The following is a 15,685-nucleotide window of genomic DNA, read 5'->3' on the forward strand; positions in this document are numbered from 1 at the left end:
TAGGATGGGGTTTCACCCCATCTTTTGCCCAACATGCACGTTTCGACACACGCGCGATGTATTGTCGAACTTCCAACCTCCCCCCAACACCACCGTCCCGAATGATGGGGTAAAACCCCATCCTACGGCTCCCCGAACAACCCTTCCATGGGCACGACCACCCCATTCCGGATCAACCCGGCCTGCGCGGATATCACGATGGATTGACGAATACGGCCAATCGGTCGGGTGCTCTACCAACCCGTGTTTGACGGGGTTGTACCAACAATAGGCCATGTGGTTGCGGTAATCCTGTTCGTCGCGAATGGTATGTTCCCAAAACCGACGCTGCCAAATAGGCGCTTCGCGTTTGTTGGCCCGTAGGCCGGGCTTCAGCCCGGCATATCTGCCGGATGTCACAACGGGTAGATGCGTGAGTTCGGGTGCCGGGCTGAAGCCCGGCCTACGGTTTGCCTTGTTCACGCGCATGGTGAACCGCGCCTTGATCGCACCCCACCGCGTTGAATAATCCGCATCCCCCGGCGGCAAGGTCCACACCGCGTGCAGATGATCGGGCGGCACGACAAAGGCATCGCACCAGAACGGCCGCTCACACCGGGTCACCAAATAGGCTGCACGCAGATGAGCAATTTCCCGGGTCAACAGGTCCGACGAACGGTCACTCAATGACACGGTAAAGAAATACTTCGCTCCGGGAATACGGACGCGGCGATAGTCGGACATGCCGAAAGATCACCCAAGACCCATTAAAGTTCGGTGAACCGCCCCCTGCTGCCTTAACCCGTATTCCGTCACAAGGAACCGGGTCGGCACGGCCCCGGTGATCCTGGCCAGATCCTGCGTGCTCTGAAAGACGTGGCTGCCCAGTTCCATTTACGACACCGCCGAGCCATCGGCGTCCACGACGCCCGGACCTCAAGACACCCCCGCGAATCACCGCACCATATTTGCGCAACTCCGCCATATCCCTGCCCAAATCTCGGGTTTTCCTGACAGGACACTACTGGGAGTGCTTCGTCATGGCCCTTATCTTTTTCGCCAGCGTCGCCGGGCTTGTCGCCGCCATCGTGCAGGTGTTTGTTTTCGATCTGTCCATCTCGATGGCTGTCGCAACGTATCTGGCCTTTGCTGTCGCCTCGACCCTGATCTTCGGGTTCCGTCACCTGGGGCTTGCGCGGCGGTCGCGCAAGAATGGCGGGGACGAGATTCTGGAAGCCGAAAACCGCGATACGGCGGCGGATCGGCTTGTACGATCCGGACAAACGACCTGAAAAAAAACGATACATTTCGAACAAAACCTTGCCAGTCGCCTTTGGCAATGCCATATCCCCATCGCTATCGTTTTTCTATTTCGACCTACTGTCTCCGACCACCGGCGCTCAGTCTATCGATCCAGACGACGCTGCCAGGCTGCCGCAATTCCGTGGGCAGCAACAATCAGGAGATACCGGAATGCCCGCAGGCACCGTAAAATGGTTCAACACCACCAAAGGCTTTGGCTTCATCGCACCCGAAACAGGCGGCAAGGACGTGTTCGTGCACATCTCTGCTGTCGAGCGTTCGGGCCTGACCGGCCTGGCCGACAACCAGAAAGTCACCTACGAGCTGCGCTCGGGTCGTGACGGCCGCGAAAGCGCGGACAATATCGAACTGGCATAAGCCATTGACTGGGCGGGATTAATTCCCGCCCTACGTCCTTACCCAGCCGACGATCTGCCCTTCGCGCAGCGCCCCGGACTGGCGTTTCCTTTCCTTGCCCTTTTCAAAGGCCACCATGGTCGGAATACCGCGGATGCGATAGCGCCCGCCGGTCGACTGGTATTTCTGCGTGTCCAGCTTGACCAGACGCGCCTGTCCAGCCAGCTTGCCCGCGGCCCTGGAAAACTCCGGCCCCATCATCTTGCACGGCCCGCACCACGGCGCCCAGAAATCAACGACCAGCGGCAGATCGTCGTGTTTCGCCGCCTTTTCGAGAATCGCCGGATCGACGTCCACTGCCGCGCCACTCACCAACCCAGACCCGCATTTCGCGCATTTGGGACCCGCCAAAAGCTTGTCACCAGGTATCCGGTTCAGCTGGCCACAGCTCAAACAGGTCAACGTTGTTTCAGTCATCTCCGGGTCCTTCAATAACCACATTTCCCAGATAGGAACCGGGATGGCCCTGCGCAATCGGCCGCGCTTAACCAAATCTTATGAAGGTCCAGCCAATCATCGAGTCATTTCAAATATCACAAAACTGTCAGGGGGCTTCTGCGCCCGGAAACTATTGCCCAAATTGGTACTGTCATGAGAAAAATCGCCCACCCTCTTTGGCCCGCCCTGTCCAGCCTGACCCTTGCCGGGTTTGCCCATTTGATTTCGCTCCCGCAAGAGCTGGGCGCGCATCCCTGGTGGGCGGACAAGGTGATCTGGATCGGTCTGCCCATCGGTCTTGCGCTGGTCGGGCTGGCCTGGGTTCTGTCCATTCCTCGCAATCTCCAGTTGGTGGGGTTCACGCTGTTTGCCCTGGCCGCGTTTCTGGCGGCACAGGGCGGCAAGACGCAGTTCGCCGCATCCTACGCCGAAGACCTGCTTGCCGGGCAAATCTGGTATTTCGGCTGGGTGATCACCTGTGCTCTGACGACCGCAGCTTCGGCATCACTTTTCTGTTACACACGCAAGGTGGATTGACCGGCACGGACCTCCCGCCGAAACTGGACCTATTGGTTTTGTTGTTGAAAAGGGGATTGAAATGATTTCGCGCCGCGCTTTTCTTGCTGCTGCAACTGCGGCCGGCGTTCTTCCAGGTCAGGCGAATGCCAAGCAAGCCGTCGAATATGACCCGACGCCACAGATCGTCAGGATCAAGAAACAGTTCCTGCCCGGCCAGTTGCTGATCGTTCCGCGTTCCTTTTACCTTTATTTCGTGACCGAGCCCAAAAAGGCGATCCGATACGGTTGTGGCGTGGGCAAAGCCGGGTTGGAGTTCACCGGAACCGCGACCATCGACGTCAAGAAGGAATGGCCCACCTGGCGCCCCACCCAGGAGATGATCGAGCGCGATCCGGTGGCCTATGGCAGATTTGCAGACAACGACTATGTGCAGCCGGGCGGCACCGACAACCCGCTGGGCGCAAGGGCGCTGTACCTGTTCCAGAACGGGCAGGACACATATTTCCGCATTCACGGCACCAACCAGCCCGAAACCATCGGCCACGCCGTTTCCAACGGCTGTATCCGGATGCTGAACGAACATGTCATGGATCTGTATGAAAGGGTGCCTATCGGAACGGTCGTGACCGTTGTCTGATCCCCGCGCGTCGGAGGCGCGAAGGCCATGATCCGAATCTGGAAAATTGCCTGCCTGCTCTGGCCCGGAGCGGTCTTGGCCGCTTCCGCCTATCAGCCGCCTGACTCTGAGGTCGCGATGGTCAAATCCCGGCTCACACCGCTTCAATATCTATCTTTCGCCGCCGGGTTTGAGTATTGCGGATATCTTGGTTGGAACCAGTTCGGGAATTTGACCTTCACCGTCATTACGCGCGGCGACGAAAGCGGTTGCACGCCCGCAATACCCCGCAGCGGTTTCACCCCGATCGCCTCGTTGCACACGCACGGGGCCTATGACGCCTTTACGCCTGCCGAATTCCCGACCGTACTGGATCTCGAGGCGGATCGCGACGAAGGCGTCAACGGTTATGTCGCAACGCCGGGTGGTCGTCTTTGGTTCATCGACAGCAATGCCATGGTCACCTATCAGATCTGCGGCCTGGCCTGTCTGCCACAAGACCCCAATTTCCGCGCCGGTGACGATGGCATCATCCGGCAAAGCTATACCCATGACGAGTTGATGCAACTGGAATACACTCACTGACGCCCGTCACGGGGCGGACCAGTCGACACCCTCCGCCTCTTCGATCTTCAGCCGTCCTTCGGGCCAGGGCCGCGTCAGTTTCCCGGCCTGCGCCTCTGTCCCGCTCAGCCACAGCGGAATATCCCGAACCTCCAGCAACACCCCCATCCGATGGTGGATCGGGCGGACGTCATCGTTCGGCTCACAGGTGACGATCGCAACCTGATCCACCGCCATGCTGGCCGAGGCCTGCCACCGGTCGGTGATCGCGGCGAAAAACAACAGCCCGCCTTTGGCATCCGATATCCGCCACGCGGTCCTGCGCCGCGCCGGCCCTGTCCATTCATACCAGCCGTCGGCGGGAACCGCCGCGCGGCCGACACCGGAAAACGCCGATTTTTCGAACACGGTTTCCGAGCGCGCGTTGATGATCGTTTCCATCACCGGACGCCCGCGCGCATTGACCCGCCCGACCGGGATCACCCCCCAGCGCATTCGTGTCAGCCCGTCGGGGCCGAACACGACGACCGGTTGTCCGGGCTGAATGTTGCGGCGCGGCGGTTCACTGGCCAGGTCCCCGACCGATGTGTCCAGCCGTTGCGCCACCTGATCGGCGGGTGTGGTCAGAAACAGGCGCCCAGGCATGGCAAATCACTCCGCCGCACCGACGCGGTCCACCAGTGCCAGAACATGCGGCCCAAGGTTTTCGACAATGGCCGCCACGCCCCTGGCATTGGGATGGATGCCGTCGGGCTGCATCATCTGTTGGACTGCCGCCGAATCGCCCGATCCCAGCCCCGCAAAGAAATTCCCGGCCAGCAAGGTGTCATGTTGCCGGGCCAGATCGGGATAGATTGCATCGAACGCGGCCTTGTATTCGGGCCCGTAATTGCCCGGTGCTTCCATCCCGATCAGCAACACCTCAACCTCGGCGCTGTTCGCAACCGTCAGGACATGATCCAGATTGGCCCGCGCCTCGGCCGGATCAATCCCGCGCAACAGGTCATTACCCCCCAACACCACGATCATAGCGTCCACATCGGGCGTCAGTGTCCATTCGACCCGCGCCGCCCCACCCGCCGTGGTGTCGCCGGACACGCCGGCGTTGATCAGACGCACATCCGCCCCGTTCCCGGCCAGCCATTCGCGCATCTGCGGCACGAAGCCCTCCTGCTCGATCAGGCCGAAACCCTGCGTCAGGGAATCCCCCAGCGCCGCGATAACCACCTGTTCGGCAGAGGCGGGCGCGCAGATTGCAACCAGCAGGCCAGCGGTTAAACTCTTGCGCATGAACGATTTGGCTCCATATCCAGTCAGGTACCCAACTCACAGGACCCGCCGATGACCGACCCCGTGCTTATTCTCAAAGATGCCTCTTTGTCGCTGGAAAGCAATGCCGGGCGTGTCGATATCCTGCACGACGTTTCGCTGAGTGTTGAGCGCGGCGAAACGCTTGGCCTTGTCGGTCCTTCGGGTTCGGGCAAGTCATCGCTGCTGATGCTGATGGGCGGGCTGGAACAGGCCACGCGCGGGTCGATCACCGCCCTGGGGCAAGACCTGACCCGGCTGGACGAGGACGCGCTTGCCCGTTTCCGCCGCGACAACATGGGGGTGGTGTTCCAGAACTTCCACCTCATCCCCACCATGACCGCGCTGGAAAACGTCGCCACGCCGCTGGAACTGGCAGGCCACCGCGACGCCTTTTCCCGCGCCGAGGCCGAGCTGGACACCGTTGGCCTTTCGCACCGGCTCGACCACTACCCCGCGCAACTGTCGGGCGGCGAGCAACAGCGCGTCGCGCTGGCCCGCGCTTCGGCCCCGCGCCCGCAGATCCTTCTGGCGGACGAGCCCACCGGCAATCTGGACGAGGCCAACGGCCACGCCATCATCGACCTGCTGTTCGGCCTGCGCGACCGGCATGGGGCGACACTGGTGCTGGTGACCCACAGCCACGAACTTGCGCGCCGCTGCGACCGGGTGGTCCGGCTGCGCGATGGCCGCGTCGATACCGAAACCCGCCGCGAGGCCGCCGAATGAGCCTGCGCCAAGCCGCCCGCATCGCCCGGCGCGAACTGCGCGGCGGATTGCAGGGGTTCCGCGTCTTCCTCGCCTGCCTCGCCCTTGGTGTTGCCGCCATCGCCGCCGTCGGTTCCGTGCGCTCTGCCATCGAGGCCGGGCTGGCCCGCGAAGGCGCCGCACTGCTTGGCGGCGATGCCGAGCTTGAATTCACCTATCGGTTCGCCAGTGAAGACGAGCGCGCCTGGATGACCGGCAAGGCCGATACCCTGTCCGAGGTCGTCGATTTCCGCTCGATGGCGGTGGTCGACCGGGCAGAGGAAACCGACCGGGCGCTGACACAGGTCAAGGCCGTCGACGGGGTGTATCCGCTGGTCGGCACTGCCCGCCTGTCCCCCGACATACCCCTGCCGCAGGCGCTGGCGGGCCGCGACGGGCTGCCCGGCGCGGTCATGCAGCGTGTGCTGATCGACCGTCTGGGCCTGCAGCCGGGCGACACTTTCCGGCTTGGCACGCAGGATTTTGTTCTGATGGCCACCCTTGTCCACGAACCCGACGGCGCGGCAGACGGGTTCGCTCTTGGCCCGCGCACCCTGGTGCTGACCGACAGTCTTGCCAATTCGGGCCTGTTGCAGCCGGGTACGCTGTTCTCCACCAAATACCGGCTTGACCTGCCCCCCGGCGCTGACCTTGCCGCGACCGCTCGCGAAGCGAAACGCACATTCCGGAACGCCGGCCTGCGCTGGACCGATGCCCGCAATGGCGCCCCCGGCATTGCCGAGTTCGTGTCGCGCCTCGGCGCATTCCTGATCCTCGTGGGCCTGTCCGGCCTTGCGGTCGGCGGTGTTGGTGTTTCTGCCGCCGTCCGCGCCTATCTGACCGGAAAGACCGGCACCATCGCCACCCTGCGCACTCTGGGGGCGGACCGCACCACCATCTTCCAAACCTATTTCCTGCAGATCGGCGCGCTGTCGATCCTCGGCATCCTGATTGGCCTTCTTCTGGGCGGTCTTGCCCCCGTCCTGCTGGCCCCGCTGCTGCAAGCGCAATTGCCGGTACCGGCGGTGTTTTCGCTCTATCCGGAACCGCTGTTCGAAGCCGCGCTTTATGGCCTCATCACCGCCTTCATCTTCACTCTCTGGCCATTGGCCCGCACCGAAGACATCCGGGCCGCCGCCCTGTTCCGCGACGCCCTGTCGGCATCGCGCGCCCTTCCACGCGTCCGCTACGTGCTGGCGACCGCCCTTGCCCTGGCGCTGCTGGTCGGGCTGGCCGCATCCTTCAACGGCTCGCCCCGCCTCACGCTCTGGACAGCCGCGGGTCTCACCGGTGCCCTGATCCTGCTGGCGGCCTCGGCCTATGGCATCCGCGCCCTCGCCCGCCTCACCCTGCCGGGCGCACGGGGGCGTCCTGCTCTTCGCTGGGCGCTCGCCGCCATTTCCGGCCCACGCGAAGGGGCTGCATCGGTCGTCCTGTCGCTGGGCCTTGGCCTGTCGGTCCTTGCGGCAGTCGGCCAGATCGACGGCAACCTGCGCCGCGCGATCTCGGGCAATCTGCCCGATGTCGCACCCTCCTATTTCTTCGTCGACATCCAGAAAGACCAGATGCCCGGCTTTACCGAACGCCTGTCCAACGATCCGGCGGTCAGCGGCATGGAAAGCGCGCCGATGCTGCGCGGCGTCATCACCCGGATCAACGGAAAACCTGCCCGCGACGTGGCGGGCGATCATTGGGTGCTGAGTGGCGACCGGGGTGTGACCTATTCCGCCGCCCCACCGCCCAAGGCCCGCCTGACCGCCGGGGAATGGTGGCCCGACGACTATTCCGGCCCCCCGCAGATCAGCTTCGCCACCGAAGAAGCGCAGGAAATGGGCCTTTCCCTCGGCGATACGCTCACCATCAACATCCTGGGCCGCGACATCACCGCCGAAATCACCTCGTTCCGCGAGGTTGATTTCTCGACCGCCGGCATGGGGTTCGTGTTGTCGATGAACCCCGCTGCGCTGGCCGCCGCACCGCACAGCTTCATCGCCACGGTCTATGCCGAGGAGCAGGCCGAGGCCGCCATCCTGCGCGACCTCGCCACGCAGTTCCCCAACATCACCGCCATCCGTGTCCGCGACGCCATCGACCGCGTGTCCGAGGTGCTGGGCGGGCTGGCAACCGCCACATCCTATGGCGCGGGTGTGTCGTTGCTGACCGGGTTTCTGGTGCTGATCGGCGCCGCCGCCGCTGGCGAACCCGCCCGCCGGCACGAGGCGGCGATCCTGAAAACGCTCGGCGCCGCGCGCCGCCGTATCCTGCTCAGTTTCGCCCTGCGCGCCGCACTGCTTGGCGCGGCGGCGGGCCTTGTGGCGCTGGCGGCCGGTTTGCTGGGCGGCTGGGCCGTCGCAACCTACGTTTTCGAGCTGAACTTCACGGTAATCTGGCCCTCTGCCGTCACCATCATCGGCACAGGGATAGGCGTCACCCTCGCAGCAGGGCTGATCTTTGCCTGGCAGCCGCTTTCGGCCCGCCCCGCGCAGGTCCTGCGGGCCAATGATTGACCCAAGGCATGCGGTTCAGCCTGCGCTCAGGCGCTTTGCCGCAGACAGGCCACCGGCTGCAGGATTTTCAGCAGGTCCGTGTTGTCACAAACCAGCGCATCCAGCGTGATCTCATCCAGCGAGGCATAAAAGGCCTGCGCCGCATCCCGCAGCGCCAGCCGCAACCGGCAGGCATCTGTCAGTGGACAGGTATTGTCGGCATCGGCAAAACACTCGGCAATCGGCAGGTTGCCTTCGACATCGCGGAATACCTCACCGATCCGGATCTGTTCGGCGGGCCGCCCCAATGACATCCCCCCGTTCCGACCGCGCTGGGTGCTCAGATAACTGAGCTGGCTCAGCTGGTTGATCACCTGGGCCAGATGGTTTTCGGAGATATTGCATACCTCGGCGATCTCGGCTTTCGTGACCAGCCGGTCCTGATGCGCGGCACAATACATCAACAGACGGATGGCGATATTCGTCCTCTTGGTAATGCGCATGTGTTCCTCCTCGAATTTCACGGTGGAACCTTATTGCACGCGTTCCAAAAAAACTGTTTGACATACATCAATTGCTCACATGACAACAAACCCGATGAAAGACCCGTATTTCTTTGGCTATGGCAGCCTCGTCAATCTCGCGACACATGATTTCCCCGATCCGCACCCGGCCACGCTGCGCGGCTGGCGGCGTGCCTGGCGGCACACCGATCTGCGACCGGTGGCCTTTCTCACCGCCATCCCTGCCCCGGACAGCGAAATCGAAGGCATGATCGCCCATGTACCCAAAAACGACTGGGCGGCACTGGACGAACGCGAATGGGCCTATGACCGGGTGCCCGCGACCCGGGCCATCTCGCACCCGCTGAAGGGAGACGTCGAAATCGCCGTCTACGCCGTGCCGGAACACCGCCACACAGCCCCCTCCGACCGCTACCCGATCCTGCTCAGCTATATCGACGTCGTGGTCCAGGGCTATTTGCGCGCCTATGGGCCGGACGGGGCCGACCGGTTCTTCGCCACCACCGACGGGTGGGGCGCACCGATCCTGAATGACCGGGCCGAGCCGCGTTATCCCCGCCATCAGCAACTCCGCCCGGAAGAGACCGAATTCGTCGACGACCGCCTTGGGGCGATCTCGGCAAAAATCGTCCAGACCGCCTGACGAAAAAGGGCGGGTGCCCACGCGCCCCGCCCGTCTTCATCTTTTCACAAATACTCTCGCCGAAGGCACGCGCCCGTACGGGCGCGTTCACTCAACCGCGGGCGCGGATCACCTGCATCAGCGGCAACAGCGCGGCCATCTCCGGCCCCCGCTCCATGCCGGTGACCGCCTTGCGGAGCGGCATGAACAATCCCTTGCCCTTGCGGCCCGTGGCCTCCTTGACGGCCTGGGTCCACGTACCCCAGGTCTCTCCGTCATACGGGCCTTCGGGCAACAGCGCCATCGCCTCGGCGATGAACGCGCGGTCCTCGTCTTCGATCAGCGGCTCGGCGCCGTCGCGGCACAGCTCCCACCAGCCCTGAAGATCGTTCAGCGTTGTGATGTTCTCGCGCGCCATCAACCAGAACGGCTCGGCCAGATCATCCGGAACGCCTGCTGCCGCCACCGCATCGGCCACGTCCGACAGGGGCAGCATCTGAAGGTACTTGGCGGTCAGCGGGAACAGGTCCTGCACGTCGAACTTGGTCGGCGCGGCGCCGAACCGGGTTACGTCGAACCCGTCGATCAGCTCCGCCATGTCGTTTCGCATTTCAACCGGGTCCGAGGACCCCAGCCGCGCCATCAGGCTCAGCAGTGCCATCGGTTGGACGCCCTGCTCGCGCAGGTCGCGCAGCGCCAGCGTCCCCAGACGTTTCGACAGCGCCTCGCCCTGCGGTCCGGTCAGCAACGAATGATGCGCAAAGCTGGGAGGTGTTCCGCCCAGCGCCTCGATGATCTGGATCTGGGTGGCGGTATTGGTCACGTGGTCGGACCCGCGCACCACGTTCGTCACACCCATTTCGGTGTCATCCACCACCGAGGCCAGCGTGTACAGCACCTGCCCGTCCGCCTTGATCAGCACCGGGTCCGAGACCGAGGCGGCGTCGATCGAGATGTCGCCCAGAATGCCGTCGGTCCATTCGATCCGCTGTTGATCCAGCTTGAACCGCCACACCCCGTCACCACGCTCGGCGCGCAGCGCGTCCTTTTCAGCCTCCGACAGCGCCAGCGCGGCGCGGTCATAGACCGGCGGCTTGCCCATGTTGAGCTGTTTCTTGCGCTTGAGGTCCAGCTCGGTCGGGGTCTCGAACGCCTCGTAGAACCGCCCCATCCCGCGCAGCTTGTCGGCGGCCTCGGCATAGCGGTCCAGCCGCGCGGACTGCCGTTCGACGCGGTCCCACTGCAGGCCCAGCCATTCCAGATCCTGCTTGATGGCGTCGACATATTCTTCTTTCGACCGTTCGGGATCGGTGTCGTCGATGCGCAGGATGAAGGTGCCGCCTGCCTTGCGGGCAATCAGGAAATTCATCAATGCGGTGCGCAGGTTGCCGACGTGGATGTAACCGGTGGGCGACGGGGCGAAACGGGTGGTGGTCATGGGTGTCTCCTGTTGCGCGGCTCTTGTCACATGGGCGGCATTTTGTCCAGCGCGGCTGAACGCGCCTTTCGGCGCGCATGCCTCCGGCGGGCGTATTTTTCAAAAGATGAAGCGGGTCAGGTCGGGTCGACCGGCCAATGGGCCGCCAGATCGGTCAACCCCGCCCGGATCAGTTCCGCCAGCACGTCCAGGTCGATATCCGCCAGCTTGTTGACATACAGGCAGGACTTGCCGGTCTTGTGTTTGCCCAGCCGGGCAAGGATCTCGCCGAAATCCGCATATCCCGGCATGATATAGATCGAAAGGGCGGATTTGCGCGGCGAAAACCCGGTGGCCAGATAGTCGCCCTCGCGGCCGCTCTTGTAGACATAATGATACCGGCCATACCCCACGATCGACGGCCCCCACATCACCGGCGCAAAACCGGTGACCCGGCGAAACAACCGGTCCAGTTGTCGCGCATCCCTGGCACGGTCGACGGGATCCACCGACGCCAGAAACGCCTCGACCGCCTGTCCGGTAGGAACGGTTTTGTTATTTGCCTTCGCCATGTCCCGTTTCTACAGCTTTCTCTGACGCCGCACATCCCCTCTGCGCGCGCGCACACTGCCTTATCCGGCAGCCGCGCTAATGTCGTTTGTCAAAATACCTGTTGGAGGCTGATCCATGACCGTGAAACTGACCCGCCGTTCCGCCTTGGGCGCCGCTGCCGCTCTGCCTCTGGCCGCAGCCGCAAGGCCCGCATTGGCCGCTGAAACTGGCGCTTCCGAACCGCCTATCGCCCGGTCCTTCAAGCTGGGCGGGTTTTCGGTCAGCACCCTTCTCGATGGCAGCTTTCCCCGCGACGGCGCCAAGGACGTCTTTGGCGCCAATGTCAGCGACGAGGAATTCGCCCGCGTCTCGGCGGAAAACTTCATTCCCGCAGATGCGGCGCAGTTCTTTTTCACCCCCACCCTGATCGACACCGGATCCGAGCGGGTTCTGTTCGATACCGGCCTGGGCCAGGGCGGCATTCAAAAGGCGCTTGCCGCCGCCGGGACAAGCCCCGACGCCATCGACGTGGTCGTCATCACCCACATGCATCCCGATCACATCGGCGGCCTGATGACGGATGGCGCACCGACCTTTGCCAATGCCCGCTATGTCACCGCCGCAAAGGAATACGACTTCTGGAGCGGGTTGGAAGAAGGCAACCCGGTCCGCGATCTGGTTGCCGGAAATGTCACCCCACTGGCTGAAAAGATGACCTTTGTCGAAGATGGCGGCGAGGTTGTTTCAGGCGTCACCGCAGTGGCCGCATTCGGCCATACCCCCGGACACACCGTTTACCACATCGAAAGCGGCGACCAGCGTCTGGTGCTGACGGCCGATCTGGCCAATCACTATGTGTGGTCCTTTGCACATCCCGAATGGGAACTCAGCTTTGACGTCGACAAGGCAGCCGCCACGGCCTCGCGCCGAAAGGTTCTGGGCATGCTGGCGGCGGACCGTGTCCCGATGATCGGCTATCACATGCCCTTCCCGGCGGCCGGTTTCGTCGAACCGCGCGGCGACGGGTTCCGGTTTGTCCCGGTCAGCTATCAGATGATGGGCTGAGACAGGTCAATACCCCGGGTCGGGACGCACCCTTGAGCCGTCGGTAAACCGTGACAGGCGGAACGCGGAGGGATCGACGCAAGGCGTATCGGCGGTCACAAGATCGGCCGTCAGTCGCCCCGCGCCCGGCCCGATGCCGAACCCATGCCCGGAAAAGCCGGTGGCGATGAACATCCCCGGCAGACTGTCAACCTGCGAGATCACCGGAATGGCGTCGGGCGTGACATCCATGTATCCCGCCCAGCTTTGCACGATTTCGGCCGAACAAAGCGCCGGAAACGCCCGGCACGCCCTGGCCCAGGCCTTGCGCACGACCCGCCATGTTGGTTCAGGGTCCAGGATGCGACAATGTTCGAACGGGGTCACATCGGTGGGCAGCCAGGACCGGTTCTGCTGCGCCTCTTCGGCCCAATACCGCGACAACCTGAACTGCAGCGAACTCCAGTCCTGCACAAGCGCGGGCAGATAGCGGTATCCAAGCCGGAAACTGTCCGGCACTATATCGACGATGTTGTCGTGGCCGGATGCGATCGAATACCCGCCATCAGCCCGTTTGCGCATGGCAAAATCGTTGGACCAGAGCGCTGCCTCCGGCAATCCTTCGACCGGAGAGGTTCGCATGGCGGTGTTCAGCACCTTGAGCTGCGGCAGGAAAATATCCGCATTCCCGGCAAACAGCCGTGACCATGCCCCGCCCGCCAGCACGACCTGGCTGCAGGCCACGCGCCCGCGTTCGGTGATGACCCCGGCAACGCGTCCCGCCTCGACATCGACCGAACGAACGGCGCAATTCGCCATTACTGCCGCGCCCCGATCCCGCGCGCCTTCGGCAATCGCCGGCGCGGCCAGTTGCGGTTCGGCACGGCCGTCCTGCGGCATGTGCAGGCCCGCGTTGACCTCTCCGTCATGCCCCGGCAACAACGCGGCCAGCTCGGCCCCGCTCACCAGCCGCGCGCCGGTTTGCAACCCTTCGACATGCGAAAGCCAGCACGCCTGACGTTCGTGACCGCGCCGCCCCGAGTCGGCAAAGAGGATCCCGGCCTGCCTGTACCCGGTGGGGCGGCCAAGTCGTTCGTCCAGCCCCTGCCAGATCCTGCGCGCCTCCTGCATCAGGGGAATCTCGCGCGGGTCGCGCATCCCCAACCGCACCCAGCCCCAGTTGCGAGAGCTTTGCTCGGCCCCGATCTGCCCCTTTTCGCACAGCAGAACCGATATGCCTCGTTCCGCGAGCTCCAGCGCGGTCGACGTACCGATTATGCCGCCACCTATGACGACAACATCAACCTTTTTTGGAAGGGCCAGGTCGGACTCGAATGAAGTAGGCTTGGGACCGGGCATCAATGGCTCAAATACAGTTGCATCTGTCCCATTGATGTCGCGCTTTGGCGATCGAAGAAAGCGAAATTGACCCGAACGGATTGCTCACTCTGAAACTGTGGCAACCCGGTCATTCAATTGGTCGCAAGGCGTTTCTTGGGTGCGATCTGCGCCCGGCACAGACGTCACCGAACGCAGATAACCTCGACTTCTCGCGCAAAGTTTTTTGAGCTTGGTCCCGATCCGTTGGCAGTTGGATCAGATCGACGCAATCAGCTCAGACCGCCGTCAACAGGGCGTGAATTGCCCCGATAAACGCAGCCACAGCCAGTGAACTGGCCAAAAGGATGCAAAAAATTTCCAAAGCGTTGAGTTTCATGGCAGCCCCAAGGCAACTGGTTTCTGCGCATGCACATAACGGTTTCGTGACTGAAAAAAAGGGGGTCTCTCAGCCCCGCGGATTTTGCGGCGCAAACCTGCCAGTGACGTTGGCATTCCTTTGCCTAATGGCGCCCAAAGACTCTTTTCGGTCACAGGCGCGCATAGCAATCCCGTTGACCTGTGTCTTTGGGGCACCACTCACATGTCACCCCAAAGACGTGCCGATTCCCCCTCGGCTTTAAAGCCCACTACTTGCACTCACGGGGTCGTGGCATCACTCCTCGACCCGCCATTCTTCACCCAACCACAGCGGGCGCCCCCTCTTGCGCGGCTTGTTGTGCGGGTCCCCCAAAACATTGGCAATCGCTTTGTCGATGCCAATTTCGTCGAACTTGCACCCAAAAGAACGCATCAATTTCCATTCCGGCAAGGAATGGAGAGGCTTGTCATAACCATTTAACATCACACCACCAAACACTGGTCCCAAAACACTCGATACCTTCCGGATTTGATCCCGGAATCCAAAAACTCTTCATGCTCTCAGGAATTGAGAAAGGTGGCTAACCCACTCACAATATGTCAATTCCGCCCCAGTTGAGGCCAAATTGAACCTTAATTGTGTCACAAATGTGGCAATTCTAGTACATTTTGGAAACAGTTTGTCCCCGAAGAAAAAACAACCGCGCGGTGGCGATTGTCTTTTCAGTCTACCCGGCACCGCAAAGGCAGCGCCTTTTCACTTCAAATGTCACGGATCGCGGCGAGTTCCCTTGAGCCGCTCAAAGGGGTCGCTGCGCATTTTCTCGGGCAGGTCGTCGGCGGGTTCGAAATCCGGCAGGTACAGCCCCTCGGTCCAGCGCGCGGGCAGAACATCAACGATCCGGCCCGCGAATTTCGACACCCGGATCAATCGTTGCCTGATTCGGCCCGCCAGGTCGGGGCGCCTGAGTTCCAGCCAATCCATCCCGTGCCCTGCCAACTCGACCACCCGTTCATGTCCCAAAGTCCAGTAAGACACCAGAACCACGACCAGAAACAGGGCAACAAGCAACGGCAACAGCAATGGTTGCCACAGCATGATCAGCGCGACCGTCGCGATGAACACATGCAGCCAGGTCGGCTCATACCGGTTTTCCCGCACGGGAATCGGTCCGATGAAACCGCCCTTCTTCCTGGCCGGTTTCTCGGTTGCAGGCTCCTTCCGGGGCCGCACGGGCTCGGGCGCCGTGATCCAGCCGCTCCGCTCTTCGACCGGTTCAAGCGACTTGCCGCTCAGGATGGCGTTGATCGCTGCATCCGTTCTTTTTTCGTCCAAACTCCGCTTCGCGCCCCGCATCGAGGCCAGCCTCGGCGCGGTATGAATCGGTTTGTCAAATTCTTCCAACATTGACCCCTCGCATTCCCCCAAATGCTCGGCCAAATCACCGCTAC

General features: G+C 62.6%; 20 protein-coding genes. 9 read left to right on the forward strand and 11 right to left on the reverse strand.

Annotated features, from left to right (window positions below):
* Nucleotides 1-12: 12 nt before the first annotated feature.
* Nucleotides 13-723, reverse strand: coding sequence for an REP-associated tyrosine transposase (locus AC2FMY_RS09335; RefSeq protein ID WP_496807297.1), 711 nt, complete (start codon nt 721-723; stop codon nt 13-15).
* Between the two features lie 9 nt (nt 724-732).
* Complete coding sequence (locus AC2FMY_RS09340; RefSeq protein ID WP_480751818.1) at nt 733-873, reverse strand: hypothetical protein; 141 nt, start codon at nt 871-873, stop codon at nt 733-735.
* A gap of 146 nt (nt 874-1,019) precedes the next feature.
* Here AC2FMY_RS09340 and AC2FMY_RS09345 point away from each other — a divergent pair, with 146 nt between their 5' ends.
* Both AC2FMY_RS09345 and AC2FMY_RS09350 read left to right on the forward strand, forming a co-directional pair.
* Nucleotides 1,020-1,271, forward strand: coding sequence for a hypothetical protein (locus AC2FMY_RS09345; protein WP_496807298.1), 252 nt, complete (start codon nt 1,020-1,022; stop codon nt 1,269-1,271).
* Between the two features lie 181 nt (nt 1,272-1,452).
* Nucleotides 1,453-1,659: a cold-shock protein gene (locus AC2FMY_RS09350; RefSeq protein ID WP_480751815.1), complete on the forward strand. Its 207-nt coding sequence runs from the start codon at nt 1,453-1,455 to the stop codon at nt 1,657-1,659.
* 30 nt (nt 1,660-1,689) lie between these two features.
* Here AC2FMY_RS09350 and AC2FMY_RS09355 read toward each other — a convergent pair whose 3' ends face one another.
* On the reverse strand, nt 1,690-2,115 hold the full coding sequence (locus tag AC2FMY_RS09355; protein ID WP_480751814.1) for a thioredoxin domain-containing protein: 426 nt from the start codon (nt 2,113-2,115) through the stop codon (nt 1,690-1,692).
* A gap of 174 nt (nt 2,116-2,289) precedes the next feature.
* On the opposite strand from AC2FMY_RS09355, the gene AC2FMY_RS09360 reads away from it, so the two are divergent.
* The 3 genes from AC2FMY_RS09360 to AC2FMY_RS09370 all read left to right on the forward strand — a co-directional run bounded on the left by AC2FMY_RS09360 (nt 2,290) and on the right by AC2FMY_RS09370 (nt 3,856).
* Nucleotides 2,290-2,673, forward strand: coding sequence for a hypothetical protein (locus AC2FMY_RS09360; protein WP_496807299.1), 384 nt, complete (start codon nt 2,290-2,292; stop codon nt 2,671-2,673).
* A 61-nt stretch (nt 2,674-2,734) separates the two neighbouring features.
* Complete coding sequence (locus AC2FMY_RS09365) at nt 2,735-3,292, forward strand: L,D-transpeptidase (RefSeq protein WP_480751811.1); 558 nt, start codon at nt 2,735-2,737, stop codon at nt 3,290-3,292.
* A gap of 27 nt (nt 3,293-3,319) precedes the next feature.
* Nucleotides 3,320-3,856, forward strand: coding sequence for a DUF4329 domain-containing protein (locus AC2FMY_RS09370; RefSeq protein WP_480751809.1), 537 nt, complete (start codon nt 3,320-3,322; stop codon nt 3,854-3,856).
* Nucleotides 3,857-3,862: 6 nt separating this feature from the next.
* Here AC2FMY_RS09370 and AC2FMY_RS09375 read toward each other — a convergent pair whose 3' ends face one another.
* Both AC2FMY_RS09375 and AC2FMY_RS09380 read right to left on the reverse strand, forming a co-directional pair.
* Nucleotides 3,863-4,480 (reverse strand): SOS response-associated peptidase, encoded by a 618-nt coding sequence (locus AC2FMY_RS09375; RefSeq protein ID WP_496807300.1) that lies wholly within the window; start codon nt 4,478-4,480, stop codon nt 3,863-3,865.
* Nucleotides 4,481-4,486: 6 nt separating this feature from the next.
* Nucleotides 4,487-5,125 carry an arylesterase gene (locus AC2FMY_RS09380; protein WP_496807301.1) on the reverse strand — a complete coding sequence of 213 codons (639 nt, stop codon included), beginning with the start codon at nt 5,123-5,125 and terminating at the stop codon, nt 4,487-4,489.
* 51 nt (nt 5,126-5,176) lie between these two features.
* Here AC2FMY_RS09380 and AC2FMY_RS09385 point away from each other — a divergent pair, with 51 nt between their 5' ends.
* Together AC2FMY_RS09385 and AC2FMY_RS09390 are read left to right on the forward strand one after the other, a co-directional pair.
* Nucleotides 5,177-5,872, forward strand: coding sequence for an ABC transporter ATP-binding protein (locus tag AC2FMY_RS09385; RefSeq protein WP_496744249.1), 696 nt, complete (start codon nt 5,177-5,179; stop codon nt 5,870-5,872).
* Nucleotides 5,869-8,397 (forward strand): ABC transporter permease, encoded by a 2,529-nt coding sequence (locus AC2FMY_RS09390; protein ID WP_496807302.1) that lies wholly within the window; start codon nt 5,869-5,871, stop codon nt 8,395-8,397. The genes AC2FMY_RS09385 and AC2FMY_RS09390 overlap by 4 nt, the downstream gene beginning before the upstream one ends.
* 26 nt (nt 8,398-8,423) lie before the next feature.
* On the opposite strand, the gene AC2FMY_RS09395 is transcribed toward AC2FMY_RS09390, so the two are convergent.
* Nucleotides 8,424-8,879 carry an RrF2 family transcriptional regulator gene (locus tag AC2FMY_RS09395; protein ID WP_480751803.1) on the reverse strand — a complete coding sequence of 152 codons (456 nt, stop codon included), beginning with the start codon at nt 8,877-8,879 and terminating at the stop codon, nt 8,424-8,426.
* A 94-nt stretch (nt 8,880-8,973) separates the two neighbouring features.
* Between AC2FMY_RS09395 and AC2FMY_RS09400 the strand changes: the two genes are divergently transcribed.
* Nucleotides 8,974-9,543, forward strand: coding sequence for a gamma-glutamylcyclotransferase family protein (locus AC2FMY_RS09400; protein WP_496744246.1), 570 nt, complete (start codon nt 8,974-8,976; stop codon nt 9,541-9,543).
* 91 nt (nt 9,544-9,634) lie between these two features.
* Here AC2FMY_RS09400 and gltX read toward each other — a convergent pair whose 3' ends face one another.
* Together gltX and AC2FMY_RS09410 are read right to left on the reverse strand one after the other, a co-directional pair.
* Nucleotides 9,635-10,960, reverse strand: coding sequence for a glutamate--tRNA ligase (gltX, locus tag AC2FMY_RS09405; protein ID WP_496744244.1), 1,326 nt, complete (start codon nt 10,958-10,960; stop codon nt 9,635-9,637).
* A gap of 116 nt (nt 10,961-11,076) precedes the next feature.
* Entirely contained in the window at nt 11,077-11,511 is a 435-nt protein-coding gene (locus tag AC2FMY_RS09410) for a DUF1801 domain-containing protein (RefSeq protein ID WP_496807303.1), read from the reverse strand.
* Between the two features lie 115 nt (nt 11,512-11,626).
* On the opposite strand from AC2FMY_RS09410, the gene AC2FMY_RS09415 reads away from it, so the two are divergent.
* On the forward strand, nt 11,627-12,556 hold the full coding sequence (locus AC2FMY_RS09415; RefSeq protein ID WP_496807304.1) for an MBL fold metallo-hydrolase: 930 nt from the start codon (nt 11,627-11,629) through the stop codon (nt 12,554-12,556).
* 6 nt (nt 12,557-12,562) lie between these two features.
* Here AC2FMY_RS09415 and AC2FMY_RS09420 read toward each other — a convergent pair whose 3' ends face one another.
* The 3 genes from AC2FMY_RS09420 to AC2FMY_RS09430 all read right to left on the reverse strand — a co-directional run bounded on the left by AC2FMY_RS09420 (nt 12,563) and on the right by AC2FMY_RS09430 (nt 15,641).
* Nucleotides 12,563-13,894 carry an NAD(P)/FAD-dependent oxidoreductase gene (locus AC2FMY_RS09420; protein WP_496807305.1) on the reverse strand — a complete coding sequence of 444 codons (1,332 nt, stop codon included), beginning with the start codon at nt 13,892-13,894 and terminating at the stop codon, nt 12,563-12,565.
* Between the two features lie 634 nt (nt 13,895-14,528).
* On the reverse strand, nt 14,529-14,732 hold the full coding sequence (locus AC2FMY_RS09425) for a hypothetical protein (protein ID WP_496807306.1): 204 nt from the start codon (nt 14,730-14,732) through the stop codon (nt 14,529-14,531).
* 270 nt (nt 14,733-15,002) lie between these two features.
* The gene (locus AC2FMY_RS09430) at nt 15,003-15,641 is read right to left on the reverse strand and encodes a hypothetical protein (protein ID WP_496807307.1); all 639 of its coding nucleotides are present in this window, start codon (nt 15,639-15,641) and stop codon (nt 15,003-15,005) included.
* Nucleotides 15,642-15,685 lie beyond the last annotated feature (44 nt).

Source organism: Ruegeria sp. YKSE079 (assembly GCF_059612845.1).